The 26,062-nt window shown below is 41.9% G+C and carries 22 protein-coding genes; 8 read left to right on the top strand and 14 right to left on the bottom strand.

Annotation, left to right across the window (positions count from 1 at the left end):
- Window positions 1–47 precede the first annotated feature (47 nt).
- The 7 genes from A9Z07_RS11365 to A9Z07_RS11335 all read right to left on the bottom strand — a co-directional run bounded on the left by A9Z07_RS11365 (window position 48) and on the right by A9Z07_RS11335 (window position 8,255).
- On the bottom strand, window positions 48–1,727 hold the full coding sequence (locus tag A9Z07_RS11365; RefSeq protein ID WP_004773931.1) for a long-chain-fatty-acid--CoA ligase: 1,680 nt from the start codon (window positions 1,725–1,727) through the stop codon (window positions 48–50).
- Window positions 1,728–1,884: 157 nt separating this feature from the next.
- The gene (parC, locus tag A9Z07_RS11360; protein ID WP_069578793.1) at window positions 1,885–4,104 is read right to left on the bottom strand and encodes a DNA topoisomerase IV subunit A; all 2,220 of its coding nucleotides are present in this window, start codon (window positions 4,102–4,104) and stop codon (window positions 1,885–1,887) included.
- Between the two features lie 162 nt (window positions 4,105–4,266).
- The gene (locus tag A9Z07_RS11355; RefSeq protein WP_069578791.1) at window positions 4,267–4,782 is read right to left on the bottom strand and encodes a hypothetical protein; all 516 of its coding nucleotides are present in this window, start codon (window positions 4,780–4,782) and stop codon (window positions 4,267–4,269) included.
- Window positions 4,783–4,816: 34 nt separating this feature from the next.
- Window positions 4,817–5,410: a hypothetical protein gene (locus A9Z07_RS11350; protein ID WP_069578797.1), complete on the bottom strand. Its 594-nt coding sequence runs from the start codon at window positions 5,408–5,410 to the stop codon at window positions 4,817–4,819.
- A gap of 7 nt (window positions 5,411–5,417) precedes the next feature.
- The gene (locus A9Z07_RS11345; protein WP_004773926.1) at window positions 5,418–6,062 is read right to left on the bottom strand and encodes a trimeric intracellular cation channel family protein; all 645 of its coding nucleotides are present in this window, start codon (window positions 6,060–6,062) and stop codon (window positions 5,418–5,420) included.
- A 52-nt stretch (window positions 6,063–6,114) separates the two neighbouring features.
- Window positions 6,115–6,585, bottom strand: coding sequence for a YchJ family protein (locus tag A9Z07_RS11340; protein ID WP_069578790.1), 471 nt, complete (start codon window positions 6,583–6,585; stop codon window positions 6,115–6,117).
- An 86-nt stretch (window positions 6,586–6,671) separates the two neighbouring features.
- Window positions 6,672–8,255 carry a TerC family protein gene (locus A9Z07_RS11335; protein WP_069578788.1) on the bottom strand — a complete coding sequence of 528 codons (1,584 nt, stop codon included), beginning with the start codon at window positions 8,253–8,255 and terminating at the stop codon, window positions 6,672–6,674.
- 325 nt (window positions 8,256–8,580) lie between these two features.
- Here A9Z07_RS11335 and A9Z07_RS11330 point away from each other — a divergent pair, with 325 nt between their 5' ends.
- Window positions 8,581–9,207 (top strand): TIGR00730 family Rossman fold protein, encoded by a 627-nt coding sequence (locus tag A9Z07_RS11330; RefSeq protein WP_069578786.1) that lies wholly within the window; start codon window positions 8,581–8,583, stop codon window positions 9,205–9,207.
- A gap of 53 nt (window positions 9,208–9,260) precedes the next feature.
- On the opposite strand, the gene A9Z07_RS11325 is transcribed toward A9Z07_RS11330, so the two are convergent.
- Window positions 9,261–11,042: a choice-of-anchor I family protein gene (locus tag A9Z07_RS11325; protein WP_069578785.1), complete on the bottom strand. Its 1,782-nt coding sequence runs from the start codon at window positions 11,040–11,042 to the stop codon at window positions 9,261–9,263.
- A 164-nt stretch (window positions 11,043–11,206) separates the two neighbouring features.
- Between A9Z07_RS11325 and mdtD the strand changes: the two genes are divergently transcribed.
- From mdtD to A9Z07_RS11300, 5 genes are all read left to right on the top strand, one after another.
- A complete protein-coding gene (gene mdtD / locus A9Z07_RS11320; RefSeq protein ID WP_069578783.1) occupies window positions 11,207–12,595 on the top strand; it encodes a multidrug transporter subunit MdtD in 1,389 nt (462 codons plus the stop codon).
- A gap of 46 nt (window positions 12,596–12,641) precedes the next feature.
- The gene (locus A9Z07_RS11315) at window positions 12,642–13,610 is read left to right on the top strand and encodes a hypothetical protein (RefSeq protein WP_069578782.1); all 969 of its coding nucleotides are present in this window, start codon (window positions 12,642–12,644) and stop codon (window positions 13,608–13,610) included.
- Window positions 13,611–13,621: 11 nt separating this feature from the next.
- A complete protein-coding gene (locus A9Z07_RS11310) occupies window positions 13,622–14,383 on the top strand; it encodes a GH25 family lysozyme (protein ID WP_062847127.1) in 762 nt (253 codons plus the stop codon).
- A complete protein-coding gene (gene dinB, locus A9Z07_RS11305; protein WP_069578780.1) occupies window positions 14,373–15,440 on the top strand; it encodes a DNA polymerase IV in 1,068 nt (355 codons plus the stop codon). Before A9Z07_RS11310 ends, dinB begins: the two co-directional genes overlap by 11 nt.
- Window positions 15,441–15,810: 370 nt before the next feature.
- Window positions 15,811–16,167 carry a RidA family protein gene (locus tag A9Z07_RS11300; RefSeq protein WP_004773913.1) on the top strand — a complete coding sequence of 119 codons (357 nt, stop codon included), beginning with the start codon at window positions 15,811–15,813 and terminating at the stop codon, window positions 16,165–16,167.
- Here the strand turns inward: A9Z07_RS11300 and A9Z07_RS11295 are convergent.
- The 4 genes from A9Z07_RS11295 to A9Z07_RS11280 all read right to left on the bottom strand — a co-directional run bounded on the left by A9Z07_RS11295 (window position 16,164) and on the right by A9Z07_RS11280 (window position 22,083).
- Window positions 16,164–16,700 (bottom strand): DUF2726 domain-containing protein, encoded by a 537-nt coding sequence (locus A9Z07_RS11295; protein ID WP_004773912.1) that lies wholly within the window; start codon window positions 16,698–16,700, stop codon window positions 16,164–16,166. The two genes, A9Z07_RS11300 and A9Z07_RS11295, sit on opposite strands and share 4 nt — an antisense overlap.
- A 303-nt stretch (window positions 16,701–17,003) precedes the next feature.
- Window positions 17,004–19,385, bottom strand: a complete 2,382-nt coding sequence (locus tag A9Z07_RS11290) for a YgiQ family radical SAM protein (RefSeq protein ID WP_069578779.1) — start codon at window positions 19,383–19,385, stop codon at window positions 17,004–17,006.
- A 157-nt stretch (window positions 19,386–19,542) separates the two neighbouring features.
- Window positions 19,543–20,751 carry an MFS transporter gene (locus tag A9Z07_RS11285; RefSeq protein ID WP_069578777.1) on the bottom strand — a complete coding sequence of 403 codons (1,209 nt, stop codon included), beginning with the start codon at window positions 20,749–20,751 and terminating at the stop codon, window positions 19,543–19,545.
- A gap of 78 nt (window positions 20,752–20,829) precedes the next feature.
- A complete protein-coding gene (locus tag A9Z07_RS11280) occupies window positions 20,830–22,083 on the bottom strand; it encodes an esterase-like activity of phytase family protein (RefSeq protein ID WP_069578776.1) in 1,254 nt (417 codons plus the stop codon).
- 449 nt (window positions 22,084–22,532) lie between these two features.
- Between A9Z07_RS11280 and A9Z07_RS11275 the strand changes: the two genes are divergently transcribed.
- Both A9Z07_RS11275 and A9Z07_RS11270 read left to right on the top strand, forming a co-directional pair.
- Entirely contained in the window at window positions 22,533–23,096 is a 564-nt protein-coding gene (locus A9Z07_RS11275) for a lytic transglycosylase domain-containing protein (protein WP_069578774.1), read from the top strand.
- A 355-nt stretch (window positions 23,097–23,451) separates the two neighbouring features.
- Window positions 23,452–23,970, top strand: a complete 519-nt coding sequence (locus A9Z07_RS11270; RefSeq protein ID WP_205634339.1) for a lytic transglycosylase domain-containing protein — start codon at window positions 23,452–23,454, stop codon at window positions 23,968–23,970.
- A gap of 64 nt (window positions 23,971–24,034) precedes the next feature.
- Here the strand turns inward: A9Z07_RS11270 and cysK are convergent, their stop codons facing one another.
- Together cysK and A9Z07_RS11260 are read right to left on the bottom strand one after the other, a co-directional pair.
- Window positions 24,035–25,036, bottom strand: coding sequence for a cysteine synthase A (gene cysK, locus A9Z07_RS11265; RefSeq protein ID WP_069578772.1), 1,002 nt, complete (start codon window positions 25,034–25,036; stop codon window positions 24,035–24,037).
- A 128-nt stretch (window positions 25,037–25,164) separates the two neighbouring features.
- Entirely contained in the window at window positions 25,165–25,887 is a 723-nt protein-coding gene (locus A9Z07_RS11260) for an AAA family ATPase (RefSeq protein WP_069578770.1), read from the bottom strand.
- Window positions 25,888–26,062: the final 175 nt, after the last annotated feature.

The following is a 26,062-nucleotide window of genomic DNA, read 5'->3' as shown; positions in this document are numbered from 1 at the left end:
AATTGCGGCGTTTTTTTATGCTTCCTTATTTGAGAAGCCTAAAAACTTTAAGCTGGTTTACGTAAATCTTTACGTAAGATCTTACCCACGTTTGATTTCGGTAATTCTTCCATAAACTCAACATAACGTGGGCACTTGTAGCCAGTTAAGTTTTGTTTTGCATAAGCAATGACTTCTTCTGTGGTTAAAGAAGGGTCTTTTTTCACGATGAATAACTTCGGCACTTCACCTGATTTTTCATCTGGAACACCAATCGCAGCCACTTCCAATACTTTTGGATGTTTCGCAATAACTTCTTCAATTTCACTTGGGTAAACGTTAAAGCCTGACACCAAGATCATGTCTTTCTTACGGTCAACGATCTTCACATAACCACGCGAATCCATCACACCGATATCACCGGTACGGAAGAAGTTATCAGCCGTCATTACTTTTGCAGTTTCGTCTGGACGGTTCCAGTAACCTTTCATGACTTGTGGACCACGGATCGAAATCTCACCTTGTTCACCCAGCGCAACTTCTTTACCGTCATCATCCAGAATCGCAACTTCAGTTAATGGCAATGGAATACCAATCGTGCCGCTGAATTCAGTTGTAGCAGGAGGATTCGCAGTTGCAACAGGTGAAGTTTCAGATAAACCATAACCTTCAATAATGGTGGTACCTGTGATTTTCTTCCATGCTGCTGCTGTTGATGGCAACACCGCCATACCACCGCCCATTGCCATCTTAAGATTGCTATGGTCAAGCTGTTTGAATTCTTCGTTATTCACCAACGCGTTAAATAAAGTATTTACTGCTGGGAAGAATGAAGGTTGATATTTACGTAATTCACCCACCACCGCAGGCAAGTCACGTGGATTTGGAATCAGGATATTGGCCTGACCTTTATACATGCCGTAAAGTGCACACACCATGAATGCAAAGATGTGATACAGCGGTAATGCACATACGATGCGATCACCTTTAGCACTATCAGAACCGCCAAACTTACTTGAGAAAATCGCTTCACATTGGAGTAAGTTTGCAACAAGATTACGATGCGTTAATTCAGCGCCTTTAGAAACACCTGTTGTACCACCCGTATATTGAAGTACTGCGGTATCGCTTAAGGTCAAGCTTGGACGCTTATAATTGCTTGGGTTGGCTTTGTTTAAGGCCGCGTTGAATTTAGTATGGCCTGGAATATTCCACGCTGGAATTTGCTTACGTACTTTACGTAAAACGAAATTCACAATCGTACCTTTCAACGTACCTAACATATCACCCACAGAAGCCACCACAACATGCTTCACAGGTGTTTTACCAATAATGTTTTGATAAACATTGGCAAAGTTTTCAATAATCACTAAGACTTCAGCACCAGAGTCATTCAACTGATGCTCAAGTTCACGTGCTGTATATAATGGATTGACGTTTACAAGCACCAGACCTGCACGAAAGACCCCTAACGCAACAACTGGATATTGGAAAACGTTCGGCATCATCACCGCAACGCGCGAGCCTTTTGCTAAGCCTAAAGTTTGTAAATAAGCTGCAAATTTACGGCTAGCGACTTCTAATTCATTAAACGTTAAAACTTTATCCATAAAGATAAAGGCATCACGTGAACCAAATTTTTGGAAATTGCGTTCAAAAATATCAACAAGTGAGGTGTTTTCAGCAGGCAGTTCAACTGTTTCTGGAATTCCTGTCTTTTGGTATTCAGCAAACCAAATCTTTTCCATAATGCCCTTATCTCCGAGTGGTAATCCTTAAAAATGTAACAACGTTACTTTCCATGGCAAAACATTTTTTTTAAATTTTTGAATTGCCCTGTCAATCTATCCAAATAATCTGAATACATTGTCATATATAACGTATTTGTATCACAGAATACTAGCCTTATCTCTGAATGAAGAGTCTATTTGCTTTTTGATATCCACGTGGTAAAAGTTGCCCCTTTGTTGCTCTTTTTCCTAGATATTTTTGAAGATCATCCCCTTTCAATTTCAGATGCTGTTGTCCTGCATCGATTTGGATTATTTCATCTAACGTCAGGGTTGTCATGGATAAAATTTGCTCTTTTTCATCAAGTTGTATCAACTTGTTACCCTTACCTTTATTGAGAACTGGCAGTTCAGTTAAATCAATAATCAGTAAACGTCCTGATGAACTCAGAATGGCAACGTGAGTGGCTTGCTGAATTGGCAATAGCGGTAAAGCCTTTGCCTTATCTGCAACAGTCAGGAAGGCCTTCCCTGCTTTTGCATTGGTATCCAGTTGTGCTGCCTGACTCTTAAAGCCGTAACCATTTGAACTGGTTGCAATCAGCTCGCTGCTCTCCTCATCAATAAAGACCTGAATAAATGACACACCACTGGCTGGTGAAAGTTTTGAACTGAGCGGTTCACCCAAGCCACGTGCCGAAGGCAAACTGCTGATCGGCAAGGCATAACTACGTCCTGTCTCGTCAAGGAAATAGACACGCTGGTTGGTTTTACCCACTGCATGACTAAGATACTGGTCACCCGCACGATAATTCAGATTGGCTGCATCTACTTCTGCCCCTTTGGCAGCGCGCACCCAACCTGCCTCGGACAATACGACAGTCACAGGCTCAGCAGGCATTAAATCTTGTTCTTTAATCTGGACGGCATCCGCGCGCGCAACGATTGGTGAACGACGGTCATCACCAAACTTTTTCGCGTCTTCTTTTAACTCATTAATGATCAGGTTTTTTAATGATTCTGGATTTGCCAATTGCTCACGAATAATGGCAGCTTTCGCTTCCAACTCTTCTTGCTCACGGCGAATTTCCATTTCTTCAAGCTTAGCCAAATGACGAAGTTTGAGTTCGAGGATCGCTTCAGCCTGAATGTCATCAATACCAAAATGCTGCATCAATACAGGTTTTGGCTGATCTTCTTCACGGATAATCCGAATCACGGTATCAATATCCAAGTAAGCAATTAAAAGACCTGCCAGGATATGTAAACGTTTTTCGATTTTATTCAAATGGTATTGCAAACGACGGGTCACGGTTTGCTTACGAATCTCGATCCATTCCAATAAAATACGGCGAATCGATTTCACCTGTGGACGACCATCTGCCCCAATCATGTTCAGATTGACACGATAGCTTGACTCCAGATCCGTAGTTGCAAATAAGTGACTCATCACCGTTTCTGCATCGACGCGATTCGAACGCAGCACAATCACCAAACGGGTTGGATTGGCGTGATCCGATTCATCACGTACATCGCTGACCAATGGCAATTTTTTGGCAATCATCTGATCTGCGATCTGGGTAATGACTTTTGAACCCGAAACCTGATACGGCAGTTCAGTAATCACAATCTCATTTTTGTCGACCGCATATACCGCCCGCATACGATAACTACCACGACCTGTGGTTTGAATTTTGAGTAATTCTTCTGGCGGGGTAATGATTTCAGCTTTGGTAGGTAAATCTGGCGCAGGAATATATTCTGCCAGTTTCGCATCTGAAGTTTCAGGATTACGAATTAAGGCGATTGTTCCTTTCACCACTTCACGCAAGTTATGTGGCGGGATATCTGTTGCCATCCCCACCGCGATACCCGTGGTACCATTTAACAAAATATTCGGAACGCGTGCAGGCAAAGTGATTGGCTCTTTCATTGAACCATCAAAGTTGTCTTGCCATTCACTGGTGCCTTGGCCCAATTCGCTCAGTAATAATTCACTATAAGCAGAGAGTTTAGCTTCGGTATAACGCATCGCCGCAAATGATTTCGGGTCATCTGGTGAACCCCAGTTTCCCTGACCTTCAACCAATGGATAGCGATAGCTAAATGGCTGTGCCATCAACACCATCGCTTCATAGCAGGCTGAGTCACCGTGCGGATGATATTTACCCAGTACATCACCGACGGTACGTGCCGATTTTTTCGGCTTCCCCGTCGATTTCAGGCCAAGCTCGCTCATCGCATAGACAATACGGCGCTGTACAGGTTTTAAACCATCACTGATATGGGGCAATGCACGATCCATAATCACGTACATGGCATAGTTCAGGTAAGCCTGCTCAGTGAATTCGGCTACGGAACGGTTTTCTGTTGCATGATGTGCAAGGCTGGTCATTTCAGCGAGTCATCCAAAATCATTTATTATCGTCAATGCTTTGTATGCTATGTGGATGAAGGCGTTGTGACAAGCCCTTGTTGTTGTTTAAACGTCAAATGGTGTCTTGTTCGGAGAATTTGTAATGGAATACTGTACTGAACCAACTCTTCAGCGATCAAATCAGAGACTTTCTCTGAATAATTTCATTTTAACTTCATCAATATTCAAGATTTGTAAGGAGGTCAATTCATTATTCACGTTAAAACCAAAACCGAAATTACAATCACGCACATATTGAATTATGCTTTCTAAAGGTAAAAATACGAGTTCAATATAATTTCTCCCCATGAATAATTGGAACTCTTTATCAAATGCATCCTTAAATCTACCAGAAAAATCATCCAAATCAGCCGACCAAGATGACACATCAAAAATTGGTAAATGCGCTTGTCCTAAATCAATAGAGGATAAATTCTTCCCAGTTTGAATTAACTGATAGAAGCTAAAGCTAACTAACGTAATTGTTGACAATTCACCTGTCTTTAACAGACCTATTTCAACTAAAGACGTGCGGCCATTGCCACCTCTCCAATACAAATCTGGAGATTTTTCATTGAAATGAATATCAAAGGGTACGTAACCATCAATTTCAACCGAATGAGACTGATAAGTACCTATAGTAGTTCTTTTTAACATCTAAGACTTCATAAACCAGAGTTAATGAGATGTATCATAAATTGCCATAAACTACGATATATTTAGCACGCTTTAACTGGTCACTCCACCAACTGATTAAAGCGATTAGAAACTTTTCTACAGCTAAATTATTTGCAGGAATTTTTAGCATCGCATTTAAGATAACGTTACAGGTATGATGATCTAGGTAGTTGTATCCACATACATCAAAATTGTTTTTCGACAGCGTATTGTTACAAGCCACTTTAAAAGCATCTAAAATATAATCAAAATCATGCGCTGGAATAAAAATATCATTTGAACTCGTTTTACTACCTTCAGTTTCAGCCCAAAGAATAAATCCTATTTCATTCTTGATTTTTTGTTGATTATCACGTGTTGTAATGAGCATAACTTGTGACTTGATTTCTATAATTGCTTTTTGAACGTCGAAATTACAATATTGATAGGCATCTTGCGCTACCGACATTTTGCATTCAGTCGCTTGAATCACTTTTTCAATATTATCTGTATGGAAATTAATTATCGCGGCAGACACATCATTTTGGTTGTCTTTTAAAAGCTTTAACGCATATGTAAGTGGGATAGAGAGTTCTTTTCTTATTTGCTCAATTTTCTCTCTATCCATTTTAATCTTAATGCTCATCTGTTGAGGAAGCAGACTCGGCATCATCTTCTTGATAAATAAATTTCGGCATTTCCAGACCAAAATAGATCGCGATCAAACGTAAGGTAAAACCAAATACCAAAGTAAAAATTACAGTCAGATCGTGCGGGAGGCCAACTTCCAGACACACCCAATAACAAATCACGGCAACAAAGGAAATACTGGCATACAACTCACGGCGGAACACTAAAGGCACGTCATTACACAGAATATCACGCAGAATACCACCCGACACGCCTGTTAATACGCCTGCCACCGCAGACACCACAAAACCATGCCCCATCGATAGGGCAATCTGGCAACCAATGATGGTAAATCCAATTAGACCTAGAGCATCCAGTACCAGGAAGATATTGCGTAGATGACGCATCCATTTGGCAATAATGATGGTGACAAAAGCCGCAGCGCAGGTCAGCACTAAATATTCAGGATGTTTGACCCAAGTTAAAGGATAATGCCCGAGCAGCACATCACGCACTGAGCCACCGCCCAATGCCGTTACGCAGGCAATCAGTACCACACCAAACCAGTCCATACTACGTCGACCCGCTGACAATGCGCCCGTCATCGCTTCCGCAGTAATGGCAATAATATAAATTACGGTGAGTAACATCTGCCTACATCCCTAAATCAGGCGTAAAAGTGTGCGCTATTCTAAGACAAAGTTAGATGAATTGTGCACAACATTGTTTAAATTTTTTCCCCGAGCCACAAATGCAGGGTTGTTTCATGGTGATTTGCATGTCCAGTGTAGGATCAAGGAAATACCATTGTTGTTGATGCAACACAAAATGAGAAATTTCATGATGAATATGCGCTTGTTTGCCATCATGATAATGTGCCTTGAACTCAACCAGTGCATGGGTTTTATCTAGCTTGGGCTGATGTTGTACAACCTCTAGTTTCAACCATTGATTGGATTGACTCCAGTCGGCAATCGCGGCACGATCCAAAGCGGACTGTTGTCCTAAAGCCGTTGTCTCCAGAATATAATCAATCTGTTGCAAAGCAAAAGCACTATAACGCGAGCGCATGAGTTGCTCTGCACTTTGAGCTGTCTGTTGTTTCAAATGCAAGGGCTGACAACATTCAGCATACGGTCCATGCCCACAAGGACAATTCTTTGACAAAATCATTTTGAATTCTCAAATAAAAATAGCCCGAGTAAAACCATTGCATCACAATAGTCAAACTCAAGGCTATTCAGAATAATACAGCTTGATTATTTCTCGACAGGCTTCTCTTTGGCAATAATGCGCACTTTTTCAATTTTGTGCCCATCCATTGTCACCACTTCAAAGCGATAGCCATCAACTTCAACTGTATCCCCATTTTCAGGTAAACGACCGAGGTGGAACAAGATATAGCCTGACAAAGTTGAATATTCCTCACTTTCATCCACTAAGTCTTTGCCCAATAACAAAGACACATGGCGAATGTCAGTTGAACCTTCCAGCAACATCGAACCATCATCAAGACTTTCTGCCGCTGCTTCTAGATCGTCTTCATCAGGGAATTCACCAGCAATCGCCTCTAATACATCAATCGGTGTTGCAATCCCTTCAATTGAACCGTATTCGTTCAGGACAATGGCCATTTGCAACGGTGCCTGACGTAACTGTTCCATGACCATTAACACTTGCGCATTTTCATGCACAATCACAGGTTCACGTAGATGTTTACTGAAATCAATCGCGCCCGTTTCAATGTATTCATTCAACACTTTATGGGTGAGTACAATACCTTCAATATTGTCCAGCTCACCACGTGCAACAATCAAACGTGAATGGGTCATTGCCATCAAACGTTCTTTTAGCTCAGCCGGATCATCATCCAGATCTAACCATTCCAACTCTGGACGTGGTGTCATCACCGACTTGACTGGACGCTCAGATAAACCAAGCACACCTTGTACCAAGACACTGTGATACACGCCATTGTCTTCATCAAAAACTTCTTTTGCGTAGGCTTGCGTCGCTAATACATCTTCAGCTTCATTGCTCTGGCTTTCATTGCCATTGCCTTTATTGCCTAACATACGCAACACGGCTGAAGCGGTGCGATAACGTAAATCTGTTGTCGTCACCATCTTCTCTTGGTTACGACGCATGGTCTGATTGACTACTTCAACCAACACAGAGAAACCGATCGCTGCGTATAAGTAGCCTTTTGGAATATGGAAACCAAAACCTTCCACCACCAATGAGAAACCGATCATCATCAGGAAGCCAAGACACAGGATCACTACTGTTGGATGCTTATTGACGAAATCCATCAGTGGTTTTGATGCCCAAAGCATGATACCAACAGCAATAATCATTGCCAGCATCATTACACTTTGATGCTTCACCATACCGACAGCCGTGATCACACTATCTAAAGAAAAGACGGCATCCAAAACTACAATCTGAACAATAACCATCCAAAAAGTAGCATGTACTGGGCTTTCTTCTTTCAGCGCTTGCTTACCTTCAATCCGTTCATGCAGTTCCATGGTGCCCTTAAATAATAAGAACACACCACCAAACAGCAAAATTAGGTCACGACCAGAAAAAGGATGATCAAAAATATGAAACAGTGGTTCAGTTAGTGTCACCACCCATGCAATTGCCGCAAGCAATCCCAAACGCATCAGTAAGGCGAGAATCAAACCAACTCTACGAGCAGCGTTACGTTGTTCAGGCGGTAGTTTTTCTGCCAAAATTGCAATAAAAACAAGGTTATCGATACCTAGTACAATTTCGAGCACCACCAATGTTGCTAAACCAACCCATGCAGCGGGGTCAGACATCCATTCCAGAATCATTGACGTGACTCCTCTGCAAAATCAGCAATATTGTTATGAAGTTGAATTTTTAAAAGGTCGGCACGATGAGCCAAAACATTTTTTGTAGGAAATAAGAACAATGCGGAGCGACAACAACCACTACTCATAGAGGGACATAAATTAATAAAAGGATTTTCAGTATAGGCAAGATTTAACTGAAATTCATCTTTTTTATGTTGATGTTGTTTGCAAATTCTTTCTAAGCGTTACAAAACAGCTTTGTATGTAAAATGTGCATAAAACTGTCATAAACCTCAATTAGCCTAGACAAGCACAACGAAAATGATAAGGTGAAAATAAACGAATGAATAGTGTTCTAATAATGACTGAAAAGAAAAGCATTACCCCTACTCCCATAAAAACCACTCAATCTCTCATTGCCCTTTATTGCGGCTCACGTACCGGCAACAAACCCATCTATCGTGATAAGGCCATCGAACTGGCCCAGCATATTGCTACTCAAGGTTTTGGTATTGTTTATGGCGGCGCCAGCATTGGTCTGATGGGACAAGTCGCCGATACTGTCCTTGAACATAGCGGTGAAGTCGTGGGTGTCATTCCCGAGTTCATGCTGGACTATGAGATTGCCCATCATCGATTGACTGAGCTACACATTGTTCAGACCATGCATGAGCGTAAGGCACTTATGGCTGAACGTGCCAGCGCATTTATTGCTTTACCAGGTGGTTTAGGCACTTTTGAAGAAATTCTGGAAATTGCGACATGGGGACAACTCAACCAGCACCAGAAACCCATGATTATCTATAACGTTAACCGTTTTTACGATGCACTGATTACCCAACTAGATCATGCCGTTGAAGAAGGCTTTTTACCGCCTCAGCATCGTGCCAAAGTGATTGTTTGTGAAACGCTTGAACACATTTCAAGCGTCATTAAAAACTTGAATGCACCTAGCCATATCGAAGTTTAAGAATTCAATATAAAAAAGCGGATCGATTTGATCCGCTTTTTTTGGGTTAGCGTTTAGTGCACATTGACTTGATACACTGCGGTGGAACCACTCACTTCATTCCCCACCACAAGCAATGGCTTACCATTTGGTGAATCTTTTGCAGCAATAAAGATCAGACCTTCTGGCCCTAAATCGCCCTGTTTTGCAGTCTCGGTTTCAGTAAAATTACGCGTAGTAAAATATTCAATAAATTTCGGTTTATTAGGCGTGCTAATGTCATAGACCATTATGCCACTCATTCGCTCTAACCCAATAAAGGCAAAGGTTTTTTGACCAATGGTACCGACAGTAATCCCTTCTGGTTCAGGCCCTTTATTATCACTACGATCATCAAAAGCAACTGCTTCATGGTTACTATTAAAATAATCAGGAAACAACTCAGCCGTTTTCTTTTCAAACTCGCTACCCGAATCCCAGACCAATTGCCCTTGAGTATTCCAGATACTGAATGAACGTGCGCCATATGCATAAAGCTTGTCATAAGTCAGCAGACCATTGGCATCCAGTTTCGGAGAACCATCCGCATTGGTCTGATAACCCATATTCCATGCAATATTCAGGCGACCTAATTGCGCATCATCACGGCATCCACCTGCACCTGTTTCTGTGGCACCACAATAGGCAAAAGTGACTGGATTGAGTTTGGCGCCTTTCACGCCGACTGCCAGCTTTTGCAGATGCGCAGGATAGTCGCCTCCTGTATTGAAGCCCTTACTGTTAAATAAATGCTTCATCCGAATATTTTCAACAAAACCTTGACGGGTATCACCCGCATAATATGCTTTGGAATCTTTTAACCATTCACGACTATCGCCTTCATTGGCGGTCACCAAATAGGTTTGACCATTGGCTTGATAATTGGCAATCGAGTCAGGTTGATACATCCCTACTAAGCCAGCCCATGTTTTGATATCAATTTTCTTGTCCTTATCACTGACATCCAGCTCATTTCCCACAACACCGTGGTCTTTATAGCCCAATGGATAAATATCAGTGATCTTCTGCTGAGCAATATCAATCCGTGCAATGGCATTATTTTCTTGTAAGGTGACCCATGCAGTTTTGCTGTCCGCCGAAATCGTAATATATTCAGGCTCCAAGTCTTGAGCGACACTCGCATTTGGCCCAAAAATACGTACTCCTTTCGCCAATAGGTCAGTTTTTTGTGTGTTCCATGCTTTGAAATCTGCCACACTAGCTTTGGGTTGCTTGATATTACTAATATCAATAATGCTGACAGAGCCCTCTGGATCAACTGAATAATCATCATTCGGCTCACCTTCGTTAGCCACCAAAACGGTTTTACCATCAGGGCTAAAGGTCAGCATATCGGGTAAAGCTCCCACACTGACTTTGCTGATAAAGCTTAAGTCTTTGGCATTAAAAAATACCACGATTCCCGTATCCGTTTTCTGCTCAGCCTGAACCGCAAGTGCAACAATGCCATTTTTCACCGCAACACTATTCACTTCCGAATTGGCTAGATAAGTGCGTGCAGATAGCTCAGCAATATGTATTGGTTTTTCAGGTTTAGATGCATCTAATACATCAACCAGACCCTTTTGTGCGTTGACAACAAATAGACGTTTGGTCTCAGCATCATAGGCTGGAATTTCAGCCGCACTTTGGGCAAAAATATTGGTTTCGTAGCGCCCCAACAAACTCAGCTTAATTGTTTCTGGTGTCGGTTCAACGATTTCTGGTGTTGGCATTGAGTTGTCGTTATCATCATTACACGCCACTAACCCCACTGACAGTAACGCTGTCAATAAAACTGAAATTTTAAATTTCATGATCAAATTCCATACAATTTATTTTGTATGGCTAATCTAGTATCAGGTGATGCAAATTCGATGACATTTTAATGTCAGTTTCATGACCGCTATTTGACAATTCTTGTCTTTATTTCACGCCTATTTGCATTAAACTAAAGCTGAATTTTTACTCATCAAGGCTCATGACAACCACAACACATCAAGCAGTCCAGCCCGAATTTCGATTATTGGTCCTTCTGGTTTCCATTGGCTTTTTTATGCAGGCACTGGACACCACGATCGTCAATACCGCGATTCCAGCAATGGCTGTTCAGCTCAATGAAAATCCCTTGCAAATGCACGGCGTTATTGTGGCCTATGTGTTGTCCGTTGCAGCTTGTATCCCCCTGAGTGGCTGGCTGGCTGACCGTTTCGGAATTCGGAATATCTATCTCAGTTCCATGGTGATTTTTAGCTTGGCGTCACTGGGATGCGGCTTATCGCAAAACCTAGAGCAATTGTTGTTTTTCCGCGTGATTCAAGGTATCGGTGGCGCACTGCTCATGCCTGTAGGACGCTTGGCCCTGTTAAAGCTGATTCCACGCTCACAATTCCTTTCTGCCATGAGCCTGATGAGTCTTGCCGGATTGGTGGGTCCTTTAATGGGCCCGACTTTAGGGGGCTGGCTGGTCGAAGTCACCACGTGGCACTGGATTTTCCTCATAAATATTCCAATGGGTATTTTGGGTATGATCATGACCCTTAAAGTCATGCCTAACCAGAAAGAACCGACGGTAAAATCGTTTGATTTGAGCGGTTTTATCTTATTGATGGTGGCAATGGTCGGATTCGCTTTGGGAATCGAAAATATCGCAGCACCACAATATCCACGTTTGGTGAGTCTCGGTTTATTAACGACTGGAATGATTGCTGCGGTGGGATATGCCTATCATGCCCATAACCATCAGAACGCGCTATTTCATGGGCGATTATTTCGCTACAAGATTTTCTCAATCGGGGTGCTAGGTAATTTCTTTGCCCGTTTGGGTAGTAATGCGATTCCGTTTATTTTACCGCTCATGCTACAGGTCGCATTTGGTTTTGAACCCTTCATCACAGGCTTGATGATGATTCCAATGGTACTAGGTTCATTATTTTCCAAGCCCATTGTACGTCCCTTGATTCAACGGGTCGGATATCGCCGTTTCCTGCTGACCAATACCGTTTTAGTCGGTCTATGTATCGCCAGTTTTTCCCTAATGACGGCGGCAACGCCCCTGTGGCTAAAAATCTTGCATCTCTTTATTTTTGGTACACTGAATTCACTCCAGTTTGTCGGTATGAATACCTTAACTTTAAAAGACTTACCTCAACAGGATGCCAGCAGCGGTAACAGCTTCTTATCGATGATTATGATGCTTTCCATGAGTATTGGTGTGGCGTTGGCAGGTACTTTGATTAATGTCTTTGGACAATATTTCTCGACTGCATCCATTAGCACCGCATTCCATGCCACCTTAATTGCTTTGGGTTGTATTAATATCCTGACCGCATGGGTATTTTGGCAGATTCCCAAAGAAACCACCGAATAAAGGCTTTGTGATTAAAACCAATTAAAAATAATAAGGAAAATATTCAATGATTATTCCCCAGTACTGGGCTGAAGCCAAAATAAAAACCAGCATTGCAGGACGTCCTTACACCCTTAAGCGTTTTGGATGGTCTAATCAAAGCGCTGAGGCAGCACAAGGCCATGCGGAACAACGTGTTGCCGAGGCAATTGAGAAAATCAAATCTGGCGAACATATTCGTCGAATTGAGCACAAAGTCCCTTATAACGGTGCCGAAGGTCTTCCCATTCGTGAAGAAATTATTGCTCAGCATGATGATGTAATTATTACGCGAAATAGCTATGGCGCCTTGTGTTTAAATACACCTGATGTTCTTTTTGCTGATATCGACTTTGCAGAGTCCTCTCATTTGACTGTTCATTTTGCTGCTTTTTTCTTGCTATTGTTACTTTCAATCGCTGTCGCTGCTTATTTTATGTCATGGATGGTCTTGGTTATTGGACTGATTATTTCATTCCTATTCACCCGTGTTTTTGCCAAAAGCTTATCCAGACTGCAACAACGTTTTACAACGACACCTGAACAGCGCTCACTCGCCTTGATCCGAAATTTTTCTCAACAGCATCCTCACTGGCATTTGCGTGTTTACCGCACGCCTAAGGGTTACCGTATTCTGGCAATGCATCAGACTTTTGAAGCCAATGGAAAGGATGCTCAATTACTGTTTAATGCCATTCAGGCTGATCCTAACTATGTACGAATGTGTAAAAACCAGAACTGTTTTCGGGCCCGAATTAGTCCAAAACCGTGGCGTATTGGAATGAACAGACTGCGTCTCGGGGTATGGCCTGTGGATCCTCAAGGTTTAACAATCAGAGAAGCTTGGGTGCGTGATTATCAGCAACGTGCAGAACCTTATGCTTCCTGTAGATTTGTGGAACAATTTGGTAGTCAGATGGTCAATGCCAAGGCGAAACGGGTACAATCACTACATGATCAATACTGCAAATCCAGCACTCATCTCGACCTCGCATAATCATTGATAATATGGCAAAGAAACCCGTAGCTTCTTCCTTCTCTCAACACTATCCGACCTATGCCAGTGTCGGTTTAGCTGTCATGCTGGGTGTGGTGAGTTATTTCGGACTGTTCTACCAACAGAAAGCTGCTGCGCAAGACTATGCTATTCGTGGTTTTGACGTTTCACATCATCAAGGTGAGATTAACTGGAAAAAAATCTCTCCGATGCAGTATCAATTCGTCTATCTCAAAGCCACCGAAGGTGGTGATTTTCGTGATAGTAATTTTCAGCAAAACTGGCTCAAGGCCCGTGAACAAGGCTTACATGTCGGTGCCTATCATTTCTATCGTCTGTGTCGTGATGGCAAGGTACAAGCTGAAAACTTTATCGCGACCGTACCTAAAAAAGCGGATGCCCTACCGCCTGCCATTGATCTTGAGTATGACAGTAATTGCATTAACACCTATACCAAAGAACAATTACTGAAAGAAATTCAGGTCATGCACGACCAACTACACAAGCATTATGGCAAACAGCCAATCTTTTATATCTCGAAAAGCTTCTACCATATTGTATTGATGGGGAATTTCACTGAAACGCCGCTTTGGGTTAGAGATTATGACGGCAAACCTGAGCTCAAAGATGGCCGCCAATGGACGTTCTGGCAACATAGCAGTCAGGGAAAAATTGCAGGTATTCCTAAAGCTGTGGATTTAAATGTTTATGCCGAATCGCCTAAACAATGGCGGATTTTTCTGAAACAGCAAGGCATTCAAGATGCCAAATGAATTACGAAAAATTATCCATATCGACATGGATGCCTTTTATGCATCAGTCGAGCTGAGAGAACGCCCTGATCTCAAAGATTTACCTGTCGTGGTATCTTCACACCATCCGCGTGCCGTCATTGCTGCCGCCTCCTATCCTGCCCGTGTCTTTGGGCTTCGCTCTGCCATGTCGATGGGACAAGCCAGAAAACTCTGCCCACACGTGGTGGTGATTGAACCAAACTTTGAAAAATATCGTGAGGTTTCAGCCCAAATCCATCATATTTTTCAGCAATATACACCTTTGATTGAACCTTTATCTTTAGATGAAGCCTATCTGGATGTGACTGAAAATCTAAAGAATATTCCAAGTGCGACCGAAGTGGCAGCACAAATCCGTGCCGATATTTTTGCAACCACAGGACTGACGGCTTCTGCGGGTGTGGCACCCAACAAGTTTCTGGCAAAAATCGCATCAGACTGGAATAAACCCAATGGCTTATTTGTGATTAAACCACATCATGTATTGAAATTTATTCAGGATTTAGCCTTAAACAAAATTCCTGGTGTCGGTAAAGTTACTCAGGAAAGATTAAGCCAGCTCAATTTACATACACTGGGTGATCTGCAAAAAATCGAAGAGAATGTCCTGATCCATCATTTTGGGAAATACGGCAAACAGCTCTATTTATATGCTCAGGGAATTGACCATCGACCTGTGAAAGCGGAACGCGAACGCCAGCAAATTTCCAAGGAAATTACCTTTGATGATGACTATACGCTCGAACAATGTCGCCATGCATGGCAACCTCTTGCTGAGCAAGTTTGGCGGAGTCTGAATAAAAAACAACTGACCGCACGCGGGGTCAATGTAAAACTTAAACTCAAGAATTTTCAGGTTTTGCAGCACAGTAAAAGCTTTAAACAGGCCTTACAATCACAACAGGATTTAGGGCAAGTGGTTTTACAGTTACTTAATGAAATGCATATCGATCCAGCGTTTCAATTCCGTCTGGTCGGGGTAGGTGTTTACCAGCTTCAAACGGCACAAGAAGAATCACAGCTTTCTTTATGGTAATGCCGATTTTTTATACAAAAGCGTGATTATTGCTCAAATTTATGTTTGCTTTTTATGCAATTTTCAGTACTCTAAACAACGCAGTAACATTATCCATGTTATGTGCCTTGCTAAAGAAAACCTCGCTTTTAGCATCTGCTCCTGTGGTTGGCGTGACGATCAAATCCGAAGATTACAGGGCACTTCCGATGTTCTTTAGTTGCTTATTTTTCCAATCAAAATTCCTCATCTTCAGTTCTCCATTTCTTCGTCACCTACTGATAATTTAATGGAAATAGAAACTTTTTTAGCCTGATTTATACAAAATTACACTGCTGTTCAATCGCATCAAGTACAATCCTGTCAGTATATAATTGATTAAGGAATAGCTATGTCTGTGCAACGACTTCATGTCACTTCACGTTTTTGCGAAGTCGCAATTTCAGGAAATCTTGTTCATCTCGCAGGCCAATTGGCAGATGACACCAGTGTCGACGTAAGTGCACAAACACAGCAAACTTTAGATAATATTGATCGTTTTCTGGCAGATGCGGGTACAGACAAGACTCATATTTTATCGATTACGATCTTTTTAAAAGATATCGAACGAGATTATGCAGCCATGAATGCCGTATGGGATGCGTGGATTGCTGAGGGACATCCCCCAGCACGTACCTGTGTAGAATCTAAACTCTATGCACCTGATGTTTTGGTTGAAATGACAGTAACCGCTGTTCGCCCTGATTAATACGATTTCACGGCGAATTCATTGTATTTCATCATCCGCTCCATCTTAGGCATTGAGGTTGATGTCACTGTGGTGGGAATTGTCATCGGTTCAAACAAATCCGGCACCAGATCTTCTCTCAATTCCTGCTCGGTCGGAATGCTGCTATAGCGCAATACGCGATAGCCTGCTAACTCAAGCAAACTGTCCTGATAATGTTTCTGATGCAGACGATTCACATAAGACTCGTCTGCAATCTCAATAATCGCAAGTACTTGATGTTGTTGGTCTAGCACCACGAAATCAGCCACTAAACCTTGATATTTACGGCGCGTATGCGCAAATTTAGTTGTTAATAAAGCGTCAAAAGACACGTGTGCCAATACCGTATGACGCGGTAAAACGGCTTGTAAACGCATTAAGGTAATCTGCTCGGCAATATTTAAAATACCGCGGCGTTTTAATGGACTATCTTGGCGCCTGTTTTGTTGTAGGCGGCGAAGTGCGAGTGCTGTGATCAACAGCAACCCAACTATTGTTATGAAATAATACATTACTAACCAATCCCTTTAGATTTTTTATAATCATTTTTGGCTTTAAGCCAATTTTTTTAATCAATAACAGCGATAGCAAATTCATTTTGCAGTGCAAACTTAAGTTTTTTAATCGTGTTTTCCCAGACGACCAAAGTCGTAACTGCCCTCTGCTCTTTATTTATAATCATTACGCTTTGATTATTCAAGTCGTTATTGTCAGTTTATGTTTCGGATACAGCACATTTTATGGTCAAATTATAAACATTTGCCTAATATGTAAATAAAAAAGGCATGAAATATCATGCCTTTTTTACCATCAAATTAACGATGGGCTTTTGCTTTAGACTTTGGCTTGCCCGAAAAAGGTCTCTTCTCACCTGTTTCACGCGGTGGTAAACCATTGTGCTGGGTTAATACCTGACCTTTTTGCGGATGTTTCTGACCCGACTGTGAACGAGATTGTCCTTGGCCGCGTTTTGCAGAATCTCCTGCAACACTCGAGTTCTTTTTACGGGCAGACTTATATTCACCTTCAGCCGTACCTTGTGGCTGATAAGTCGGAATCAAATGCTGTTTTGAATTTCCGATTAAATCTACACGCCCCATATCTTTCAAGGCTTCACGTAATAAAGGCCAGTTATTTGGATCATGGTAACGCAAGAATGCTTTGTGTAAGCGACGACGTTTTTCACCTTTAACAATATCCACATTTTCCGTATAACGCGCCACTTTAGACAATGGATTTTTGCCCGAGTAATACATTGTGGTCGCGGTTGCCATTGGTGATGGATAGAAGGTCTGTACCTGATCGGCACGGAAACCGTTCTTCTTCAACCAGATCGCCAGATTCATCATGTCGTAATCGGTTGTACCCGGATGCGCAGCAATAAAGTACGGAATTAAATATTGTTCCTTACCTGCTTCCTTACTGAAACGCTCAAACATCTGTTTAAAGCGGTCATAAGTGCCGATACCAGGCTTCATCATCTTCGATAATGGGCCATTTTCGGTATGCTCAGGCGCAATTTTCAGATAACCGCCGACATGGTGCTGAACCAGCTCTTTCACATATTCAGGGTTTAATACCGCAAGGTCATAACGCAGACCTGAACCAATCAGAATCTTCTTCACACCCTTGATGTCACGCGCCTTACGATAAAGCTGAACCAACGGTGCATGATCGGTATGCAGGTTTTGACACACCCCAGGGTAAACACAAGATGGTTTACGGCAATTCTTTTCAATCTCAGGATCATTACAGTGCAAACGATACATGTTTGCAGTTGGGCCACCCAAGTCTGAAATAATGCCAGTGAAATTTGGTGCGGTATCACGGATTTTTTCAATTTCACGCAGAATTGAATCTTCTGAACGGTTTTGAATAATACGACCTTCATGTTCTGTAATCGAACAGAAAGTACAACCGCCGAAGCAGCCACGCATGATATTCACAGAGAATTTGATCATATCAAATGCAGGGAAACGCGCATTGTCATAAGCAGGATGCGGTAAACGTGCATAAGGTAAATCAAAAACGTAGTCCATTTCCTCAGTAGTTAAAGGAATTGGTGGTGGGTTGATCCAGACATCACGTTCGCCATGACGTTGTACCAAGGCACGGGCATTACCCGGATTGGTTTCAAGATGCAAAATACGGTTGGCATGTGCATACAGAACCTGATCATTGGCGACTTCTTCATAAGAAGGCAAACGGATCACAGCAAGTTCACGTGGCGGTAATTTATGTTTTATCGCTTTTGAAGGTGCTGGTTTAAGCTGTACGATCTGGGTATCTGGATCGAGGTTATCGCCTTCACGGACAATCGGATTGGCAACGATTTCTTTCTGGAAATTCTGGTATTGAGCCAGTGAGTTGCCTTTTTCTTTTTCAACTTCACAGCCGTCAATATCTTCAGTCATCACATAAGGGTTGATGATCTGATCAACACGGCCAATCGTATCGACATCGTTACTTGCGATCTCAACGAATTTAGCTTTCGATTGTTTGTTATGTTTATTAATAATAAATGCGGTACCGCGAACATCGGTAATTTCGTGAACTTTTTCACCTTTGGCTAAACGATGCATCACGTCAATAATGGCACGTTCACCATTCCCATACATCAATAAATCAGCCTTCGAATCCATCAAGATAGAACGACGGACTTTATCTGACCAGTAATCGTAATGTGCGATACGACGTAAGCTGCCTTCAATCCCGCCAAGCAAGACAGGCACATCAGGGAAAGCTTCACGACAACGCTGGCAATACACCGTTGCTGCACGGTCTGGACGCTTGTTTGGTTCATTATTTGGTGAATATGCATCATCAGAACGGATTTTACGATCTGCCGTATAACGGTTAATCATCGAATCCATATTTCCAGCGGTCACACCCCACGCAATGGTCGGTTTGCCTAAAACACGGAAACTCTCGACATTGGTCCAGTCTGGCTGAGCAATGATGCCGACACGAAAGCCTTGTGCTTCAAGCACACGCCCAATTACACCCGATACAAATGAAGGGTGGTCAATATAGGCATCCCCACACACCAAGATAAAGTCACATGCATCCCAGCCGAGCAGATCCATTTCTTCTCGTGACATCGGCAAAAATGGTGCGGGTTCAAAACACGACGCCCAATATTTGTCGTAATCAAACAGCGCTTTTGGCGCGGTCTGCGTGGTATAGGCAGTAGACATAGCTTGCGAATCTCGGCTAGCAGATGGAGGAGAGACATCTAAAGATGAAAGCCGATCATTTTAACATGAATTTCATTCATTTTCCCTGTTTATAAAATATTCAAGAACAAGGAGATAACAAATTATCTGTATAAAGTTTAAACAAACCTAATCCAGATTAATCTATTTGCGGAACTTTACGCAATTTCAATGCTAAAACCAGTCCTACCATTAAAAACACCACAACCATGCAAGTGATGCCCGTCCAGCCAAAGTTTTCCCAGACCAATCCACCGCTACTGCCCAAAAAACTTGAACCGATGTAATAGCAGAGTAAATACAGCGAAGACGCTACTGCACGGTATTGCACAGCCTGCACCGAGACCCAGCTACTTGCGGTGGAGTGCGCAGCAAAAAATGAAAAAGTAAAAATAATCAGTCCGAGCAGAATCGTCCAGAGAGAAGAAATTAAAGTAATCAGTAACCCTAGCATCATCGTCAATAACAAGACTGGCAATACCTTATCGCGACCATATTTAAAGCCCCATTGCGCAGCTTTAGGTGAACTGTAAATTCCTGCCAGATAAGCAATCGAAATCAGGCCAATCCATGTTTGTGAAAGATTGAAAGGTGCTTCCAGCAAGTGATAACTAATATAGTTAAATACGGTCACTAGACAGCCCATTAAAATAAATCCTTGGGCAAATAAAATACGTAATTTTGGATCTTTTAAATTCTGCTCAAAAGCTGCCTTAAAACGGGAAAAGCGAAATGGATAGGGTTTGAAATGCTGTGATTTTGGTAATAACAGATAAAATAGACAGGCGATAATGAAATTGATCAAACCAATCGCATAGGTCGCTGCTTGCCAAGAGATAAAATCAACCAACACCCCTGCAATTAAACGCCCGCCCATGCCACCAATCGCAGTACCTGAAATATATAGCCCCATCGCAAAACCAATATCTTTTTGCGCAATTTCTTCACCTATATAGGTCATCGCTACCGCAGCAACGCCACTAACAGCCAAACCAATAAAAACACGGGTGGTCAGGAAAATTTCCCAAACAGGAAAAGAAGCGCTCACCAGCAATAAAATTGAGACCAAGAATAAGGCAAAGACCATAATCGGCTTACGGCCAAAACGATCAGAAATAAAACCGGTGAATAGCAGACCAATCGCAAGCGCAACGGTTGAAAAAGATAACGGGAAACTACTGTGCGTGGGTGTCACATGAAAGAATTCTGCAAAAATTGGCATCATTGGCTGGACACAGTACAACGATGAAAATGACGCAAAACCGGCAAAGAACAAGGACCATAAAATCGCAGTAAACGATTTTGAACCATACTCGATATGGGTTGGGCGCAACACTGATTCAGACATGAGGACTCCTTATGCCCAATCAGTATACGCCTTCAGCCAAAATGCGGAATGATCATTTCGGCGATTTTTACCTATTGTTTAAAATAATGCTTTGGGTAAACGAATCTGGATAATTTCATTATCATCAGCTTCTTTGGCATTGCGTCCCGATGAACCAGGGAAATTATTGTCATTCAATACGGTCAGGGTCGTACCATTTTCAATAATCACATCTTCAATGGTCTCAAACGGGAAAGCAAAAACTTTACCTGTACCAATATCCCCTGCTCGCGCTGTGCCGTATAGCGCATCTGGGTTGGCAAGTTTCATCAAGTCGACCAGATCTTCACGCGCTACCGTTTGTTTCGGTTCATTGAACTTAATCCGAATCAGCTTTTTATGTCCGCCGAGATTATTCTGGCTAGCATCACGCTCAATGATAATGCCTTCTCTGTCATTAAAGAGCTGAAAATCACCAATGTTGGTGGCTTTACTGTCCAGTTCAAACCAATAATAAAGACCTGTATAAGCTTTTTTCTGAATATCAAATTGGGAAATTAACAAGCGTCCAGTTGAATCATTGAGCAATGGCTTTTCCAGTAATGGATATAAATACTTGCCATCTGGTGAAATTGCCATCCCCTCGAAACCACTACTCCGTCCAACCAATGGCTCAACATAATTGATATTGGCTTTGTTGAGCTGGTTTTGTGGTGAACGTAATTCTTGTGTCGGATTCAATGGATTCGGCAATCCAATCGGCGGATCTAACAACACACCATCTGCCGAGAAATGCAGCAGATAAGGGCCAAACTCATCGCCAATCCAGTACGTTCCATCTGCGGCACGTTGCATAGATTCTGGATCAAAATCTGCCCCAGTCAATAAACGGTCAGTGGTATTGCCATTGATGATTTCAAAAGGAATCAACTTATTCGGATCACGTAACTGAATAAAACCTTGCACAGCCACTTGCCCTGTGCCTTTACTCTTGGTTTTAAAGTCTGCTTTGATTTTATAAATACGCAATAAGAAATCGGCTGAATTGTCTTGCGTGCCGAAACCATTGTCTGCCATCGCCATATAACTGCCATCATCATTTTTTAAAGCAGCGGAAAACCCTTGTACGGGTTGCCCTTTAAATGGTGGATAAATCCCGTTGGCACCGTTCACGGCTTTACCTGAGTCAGGGCCAGCTGCATAAGTTTCTACAGAAAGTTTGGCAAAAGAAACTAAAGTAGGCTCGGTCACTTTTTCTGTGGGTGTGGTCTGATCTTGCTTATTATCATCATTACAGGCAACCAGCCCAAAAGCTGTGCAGCACATCACAGCCAATAAGGTTTTCTTGTTCATCATTTTATTCGTTTGGTAAAAAAATCATGCAAATTTAAGCAAGCTTTGATGAAGTTTTTACTGCAATAGCATGAATTCTTTATGGCGGAAAGATGACAACTCATCCAAAACAAGCGCCAACCGAAAACTAATGTAAGTTAAAACGTACAATACTTGGGGTGATTGGCGAATATACACATTGTGCGCTATCCACTAATATTTGAAGCATAGAGAGAGACAGGATGTCTCATTCAGAAGAATAAGAACACAGGATGTGGTCGTTGACAGGAGTTGGCGGCAAGAAACCAAATATGAAAAGCCTCGATAGGATGTCGGGGCTTTTTTATTGTCCTAGCATTTTTCTTAAGACATAAAACTAAACGATTTAACTTACTATTCTGCATTGACTCTCAACGACTTGCTACCTACTATCCGCATGTTTTATATATGATGGTCAGTCTTTTTTTACGATGATAATTTACAACAAATTTTGCTTTTCTCGGTTTCAAATTACTTTTGTCAAATTGAGTATCATCCTTTTCAGTACCTATTTAACCGTTGCATGTACCAGTACCCAAAGCCCTTCGGTACGCCAATCTCAACAGTTTGCAACGGGCATTCAGAACGCTTATTCCGTTCCGCCCACCACTGCGAATCGCGTTGCCCCCATCATTCTAAAAACAGCGGAAAAACATAATATTTCACCCCATTTATTAGCTGCACTGATTCGTCAGGAATCTAGCTATAGAACTTTTGCACGATCTTCTGCTGATGCAGTTGGCTTAACGCAAGTTCGTCCAAAATTCTGGCAGCAATTTTGCCCAGGCGACCTGTATGATGAACACGTCAATATTAATTGTGGCGCCTATATTTTAGCGAATTACTATCAATCAACTGGAGACTGGGCAAAAGCCTTGGGTTATTACAATGTTGGACCGACAGGCTATCGAAGAAGCCCATATATGCGCCAACAAGCTGAACGTTATGCCAGCTCAGTCAAACGACATGAACAATCATTGAAAGAAGCTTTATAAAATTTGTCAGTAAAAACCTACATCGGTTGGGATGATTGGCGAATATCCAGTTCGTTTTCCATTCATTAATATATGAATCATACAGAGACAGGATGTCTCATTCAGAAGAATAAGAACACAGGATGTGGTCGTTGACAGGAGTTGGCGGCAAGAAACCAAATATGAAAAGCCTCAACAGGACGTTGGGGCTTTTTTATATGGCTTTTAAAAGAATAAATACGGTAAAACAACTGCTATTGACTCACCCAAACCGAGTGCATACCATCCTAATAATTTTATTTTGTCTCGGGTCTTGGTTTTGCAAATCGTCTCTACATCATCGAATCAAGGTATTGCTTCTAACGCACTCGGCTCAATATTTTTAAAGCTTAGTCTTATCATCATCGCGGTGAGTCTTTCTGCGTGTAGCAGCTTAAGTGGATCATTTGCAAATCGCTCGAACCAGCTCTCGTCTGGTTTACAAAATGCCTATTCTGTTTCCCCAAACACGGCAAATCGTTTATCACCCATGATTATCCAGAGTGCTGAACGTTACGATGTTTCGCCAACTTTACTGGCTGCCCTGATTCGTCAGGAATCCAATTACAATAGCGCTGCCCGCTCACCAACGGGTGCAATTGGGTTAACACAAATCATTTCCAGTCATTGGCGCCAGTCTTGTCCAGGCGATCTTTATGATGAAAATGTCAATATTAACTGTGGTGCACATGTCCTCTCAACCTACTATCGATCAGCGGGTAGCTGGTCTAAAGCTGTAGCTTATTACAATGTCGGCCCTACAGGATATCAACGTAGTTTCTGGACGCGCCATAAAGGGAAAAAGTACGCTCGCTCGGTTAAACATCACGAAAAAACGTTAAAGAAAGCACTTTAAAAACAATGAAAAATAAAAAACCATGCGTGTATAGCATGGTTTTTTTATTGGCTAAATAATGGAATTAAGCTTCCTCAAATAAACCTTCAAATAAAACTGAAGATAAATAACGCTCTCCACTATCAGGCAAGATCACCACAATGGTTTTGCCTGCATTTTCAGGACGCTCTGCAATCTGCGCTGCTGCGGCTAATGCTGCGCCACTCGAAATACCGACCAAGATCCCTTCTTGAGTTGCACATTTTCTTGCCCATTCAATTGCATCGGCACTATTCACTGGTAACACTTCATCGACCAAATCCAAGTCCAGATTCTTAGGAATAAAGTTTGCGCCAATGCCCTGAATTTTATGTGGTGCAGGTGTAATGGTCTCGCCACGTTTGGTTTGGGTAATAATTGGTGATTCAGCAGGTTCAACTGCAACTGAATAAAGTGGTTTATTCTGAACCTGCTCAAAATAACGTGAAATCCCAGTAATGGTACCACCCGTACCCACACCTGCTACTAGAATATCCACTTGACCATTAGTTGCCTGCCAGATTTCAGGACCAGTAGTGTCTGTATGAATTTGTGGATTCGCTGGATTTTCAAATTGTTGCGGTAAGAAATATTGTTCTGGATTTTCAGTAGCTAAACGAACAGCCTCATCTACCGCACCTTTCATCCCTTTTGCCGGATCCGTCAGTACTAGATTTGCACCTAATGCTTTTAATACTTTTCGACGTTCCAAACTCATACTTGCAGGCATGGTCAGGGTAATAGGATAACCTTTTGCCGCTGCCACAAATGCTAAAGCAATCCCTGTATTACCACTGGTCGGTTCAACAATATGCATGCCAGCTTTCAGTACACCGCGTTTTTCCGCATCCGCAATCAAAGCAGCACCAATACGACACTTCACTGAAAATGCAGGATTACGGCTTTCAACCTTTGCTAAGACAGTTGCACCCGTTTTAATAAGACGGTTGATACGCACTAAAGGTGTATTCCCAATCGCTTCCGCATTATTTGAGTAAACCGCGATACCTAAGTTAGCAGGTGTTGGAAATTGCTGATCAGTTGACATGTTATTTCCTTATTAGATTTAAAATGATTCTCAATCATTATAGGCTTGTGAATCTATGAAGAAAGTAGAAAAATACAAATTATAAAAAAGAAATATTTTTTCAAATGGTTAAATAGGACAAGTCTTAACTACTGTTCCAAAATTTGCGTTACTCTCTTTTGATAATTATTGAGAAAGTCCTTTGTTACCCGAAAATGTTCCGTTTCTTCATAGCTCACTTGTCTAATTCCCGATTCCGAAAACTGGTAAATCTTTGCATTTGGATAAGCCAGAAGAATGGGAGAATGTGTTGCAATAATAAATTGAGAGTGTGCCTGACATAAACGGTCGATTACCGATAACGTTGTCATCAACATGGTAGGAGAAAGCGCTGCCTCAGGCTCATCTAAAAGATATAATCCATTCCCTTTCAGTTTCATCGTTAAGAGTTTTAAGAAAGCCTCTCCATGAGAGCGACGATGAATATCTCCTCCATATTCAAATAGATAATCGACTTCTTTCATATAAGTTGCTACGTTATAAAAGCTTTCAGCTCGCAAAAAATAATAATCCTGAGGCTTTTTATAACTTTTTATTGTGCGTAGAGATTGATGCAAAACCGAGCTGGTCGTTGCCGTATTAAGTTGAACATTACGTGTCCCCCCTTCTTCTGAAAAGCCCAATGCTAGTGCCAGTGCTTCAAGAATGGTGGACTTTCCTGAACCATTTTCTCCAACAAAAAATGTAACTTCTGGATGAAATTCAATAGTTTCCAGATCATTCACTGCTGGAATAACATAGGGATAACTGGCCCAATCCAAGCTCTCAGGAGCTTTCAACTTTACAGATCTGATATAGGGTCTTTCTTGCATAATGCCATTAAAAATCTCTTTTCTATAGCATGCTGGATTTTGAGTAGCAATAACAGACTCATCCGACTCTTAACGTCTTGATTTGACGCTTTTGTTATTTATAAAAATTCCACACGCAAAAAACACCCCAACCTCTCTCGAGACTGGGGTGTTTCTAATTTAAAAGCTGGCGATG

The organism is Acinetobacter sp. YK3 (assembly GCF_001729365.1).
GTDB lineage: Bacteria > Pseudomonadota > Gammaproteobacteria > Pseudomonadales > Moraxellaceae > Acinetobacter > Acinetobacter vivianii.
Note: the sequence above shows the minus strand (reverse complement) of the source record. Positions and strands in the feature narration are given on the sequence as shown.